Raw genomic sequence first — 3,216 nt, 5'->3', positions numbered from 1 at the left:
ACCATGCGCTCGAGGTCGGCGAAAACGCGGTAGCGCCGCTCCGCATGGAGCTGGTCGATCGCGTCTTGGAAGAACCGCTGGTAGTTCATAATTGAGCTCCTGCAGGAAGCCGCCGCAGGCTGCGACTGGTCGATCCGCTGGCCTCAACTTACGAACAGGGGAAGGGCTCCGCTTTGAGCTACATCAAATTGCTGGACGCGTGGAGGTCTCACGGAAGGCGGGATTTCGACGCAGACCATCCAAAACTGATTCAAATCAAAGCGCGGAACCGCCTTTCGGCACACGCTGTTCGGATGTGGAATCCAATTGCAAGCGCTCCGTTTGGCCGCAGCCTCGAACTAGCCGTTCTGGACGAGGAAGGCTTGCATGCGCTCATATTTCCCTGCGAAAAAGGCCGGGAGGGATGGCGGCATGCGGTTACAGGCGCACGCGTCGATATCCGGCCGACCCACTGGCGTGACTGGGAAGTCCGAAAGGATCGGGCAGGCCTGCTTCGAAACCTGCCTTAGTGTTTGGATTCAGCGATCAAGGCCATGCGCACCAGATGCGAGAGGCTGCCGGCGCCCATCTTGCTCATGACATTGGCGCGATGGATCTCAACCGTGCGCGGGCTGATTCCGAGATCATAGGCGATCGTCTTGTTCGGCAGTCCGCAGACAAGCCCATCGAGCACCTGACGTTCTCGATCTGACAGCGTGGCAAGATTCTTCCGGATCTCGCTCGATTGCGGGTGTGCCGCGATGGGCTGCCTGCGGTGGTCCAGGACAGAACGAATTGCATCGATGAGCACTTGGTCGTCAAACGGCTTTTCGATGAAATCGGCAGCGCCCTCCTTCATCGCCTGGACAGCCAGTGCGACATCTGCGTGTCCCGTCATCACAATCACCGGCACGCTCAGACCACGGGCTTTCAGTTGTCTCAAGAATTCGATGCCGTCGATGCCGGGCATGCGCACGTCGCAAGCCCCTGTGACTCCTGAGACTAGTAAGCGAGATGGAATTCACCGGGCCGCCAACTATCTAGAAGCTAGCCCAGCCTCAACCAACCGGCGGAACGCCTCAGATCTAGTGGGAAGATCGGGCTGGTTGCGGCGCCATTCGTCAACGCGAGCAAGCAAGTCACTCGAGAGTCGCAACTCGAAGCGCTCAGTTTTGGTGTCAATAGGATCAGGAGTGTTTGACAATTGGGGCATCCGTAATGTACGGTATGTACGTAATATGTAGTTCGCGTTCACAGCCGAACGACGTGCTCCAACACGCCATTCGGCCTAACCACAACCAAGCTGTCGGAGCTCGGATCATGGCTGATTCCGACAATACCACGACTTTGCCTTTCGTCACGCGCAGGAGGGTACTGGCAGGAACGGCAATTGCAATTGCGGGATCGCAGCGAAACGCGTTTGCCCGCAACGATTTAGAAAAGAACCAGCCCACCGACCCTGCAGTGGCGTTGTGGCGCAAATGGAAGGCGTCCCACGAGCAGACTGAACGGCTGTGCCGTCAGCAGCAGCGCCTGGAGCGGAAACTCGTCGAGACCGTTGGCTTTCCTTCTGCGACCATCCGGCTGCGAGACGACAGACGCGTAACTCTGCATTCACTCAAGGCGCTTCACGAAGTGCTCGATCTCGATCCAGAAGACGTGGCACTGCGCGTGAAGGCGGAAGCCGATCTTGCGGATCATCAAGCGCGCTGGGATGCCGCCGACAGGGAAATAGGCTACTCGGCGACGTTGCGGGCAGAACGCGACGCTGCCGACCGGGCGGAGGACCTGCTTGAGGCATTATCCAAAACCCCCGCCGCTTCCCTTGCCGGTGTGGCAGCGAAGCTTGATGCTGCGCTTAGGGAAGCTGAGATCTCTGAAGACCAAGCCGAGTTTCCCTGGCCGCAGATACGCTCGGCACTCGATGATGTCATCCGCAACGGCCAGCGGCTTGTTCCTGAGCAGATGTTTCCAAACGACATGCTCCAGCCGGCGCCTCTTCGAAAACGGAGAGGGGACATCTTGCGTTTCTGGATAGAGTCGGATGGAGGTGTAGCGTGAAAAAGCTGGTCGATCGATCGCTGATCATCGTTGAGGATTCTCCTTTTTCCCGCGAGGCAGCAGAGACCGACGCGGTGCTTGGCGAATGTTCCGTTATCGAAGTCGCTGACGCCGCAAAAGCGCTATGGGGCGATTTGGCAGTAACGGCGGTCGCTTGGGGCGCTCTGGTGGCGAACTGCGATGGCGACATGCCGGAATACCAGTTCTGGTTTCAGGTTTTTGACTGTCTTCGAGCCGATTCACCGGAATCCGAGTTGGCAGGCATGATGGCCCCGACCAACCGGCGCTCCTTAAATTGAGCGCCGCCATTGCCTTCTTGGCATCTAGCTGGGGAAACGAAACCGCACGGCGCAAGTCTTTGCACGCTGTGCCCCTACGACATGAACTTCGTGCTTTCCTTTGCCATCCGGAGACATCTGATAGCGGGCCGATCCACCAGTGGAGCGACCGCGATGGCCGAAGAGACCAGGACTGGGCCACAGGCGTTGGTTCCGGCGAACGACAACGCCGACCTCGTCAACCGCGAGGGGCGCCCCGAACGTGCCGGAGGAAGCGACAATCGTGCGCCGCATCTTCCGCGAATTTGCCGCGGGTAAGAGCCCGAAGGCGATCGCCGTCGACCTCAACAAGGAAGGCATTCCCGGTCCGCTCGGCCGGCATTGGGGCGACACCAGCGTGCGCGGGCATGTGATCCGGGGCACCGGCGTCATCAACAACGAGCTCTATACCGGTGTGCTGGTGTGGAATCGACAGCACTTCGTCAAGGATCCCGCCACCGGCAAGCGCGTGTCGCGGGCCAATCCGCCAGCCACATGGATCCGCACCGAGGTGCCGCATCTCAGGATCGTCGAGGACGATCTGTGGCAGGCCGTGAAGGAGAGACAAAAATCCATCGCCAGCCAGTTCGAGGCGGTGGCCGTCGCCACACGCAAGGCCCGGGCCAGCAGGCTGCACACCATGAGGCGGCCGGTCTCCCTGCTTTCCGGCCTGCTCACCTGCGGCTGCTGCGGCGGCCGCTACGGCCTGTTCACACGCGAGCGCTATGCCTGTCTGAACCACCAGCGCCGGGGCATCTGCGACAATGGCCGCTCCATCACCCGCGAGAAGATGAGCAGCGAGTCCTCTCAGGCCTGAAGGAAAGGCTGGTCTCGGCCGATGCCGTGGCCGAGGCGGTCA

At 60.2% G+C, this 3,216-nt stretch carries 3 protein-coding genes and 1 pseudogene; 3 read left to right on the top strand and 1 reads right to left on the bottom strand.

Features of this window, described 5'->3' with window-relative positions; translation table 11 throughout:
- Positions 1 to 505 precede the first annotated feature (505 nt).
- Positions 506 to 958 (bottom strand): annotated as a pseudogene (locus RFM40_RS33280) (LuxR C-terminal-related transcriptional regulator); the annotation flags it as partial.
- 341 nt (positions 959 to 1,299) lie between these two features.
- Between RFM40_RS33280 and RFM40_RS33275 the strand changes: the two are divergent.
- The 3 genes from RFM40_RS33275 (at position 1,300) to RFM40_RS33265 (ending at position 3,174) form a co-directional block, all read left to right on the top strand.
- Positions 1,300 to 2,040: a hypothetical protein gene (locus RFM40_RS33275; protein ID WP_320279030.1), complete on the top strand. Its 741-nt coding sequence runs from the start codon at positions 1,300 to 1,302 to the stop codon at positions 2,038 to 2,040.
- Positions 2,037 to 2,339, top strand: coding sequence for a hypothetical protein (locus RFM40_RS33270; RefSeq protein WP_320279029.1), 303 nt, complete (start codon positions 2,037 to 2,039; stop codon positions 2,337 to 2,339). The genes RFM40_RS33275 and RFM40_RS33270 overlap by 4 nt, the downstream gene beginning before the upstream one ends.
- A 262-nt stretch (positions 2,340 to 2,601) precedes the next feature.
- Positions 2,602 to 3,174: a recombinase family protein gene (locus tag RFM40_RS33265; RefSeq protein ID WP_320279028.1), complete on the top strand. Its 573-nt coding sequence runs from the start codon at positions 2,602 to 2,604 to the stop codon at positions 3,172 to 3,174.
- The last annotated feature ends 42 nt before the right edge of the window (positions 3,175 to 3,216 follow it).

It is taken from the genome of Mesorhizobium captivum, from assembly GCF_033977165.1.
In the GTDB taxonomy this organism is placed as follows: domain Bacteria; phylum Pseudomonadota; class Alphaproteobacteria; order Rhizobiales; family Rhizobiaceae; genus Mesorhizobium; species Mesorhizobium captivum.
This window is presented reverse-complemented; position numbering and strand designations above follow the sequence as displayed.

Bases quoted from the DNA above. Each gene is read 5' to 3' on its own strand.
- RFM40_RS33275 (WP_320279030.1), top strand. From the start codon at position 1,300: ATGGCTGATTCCGACAATACCACGACTTTGCCTTTCGTCACGCGCAGG.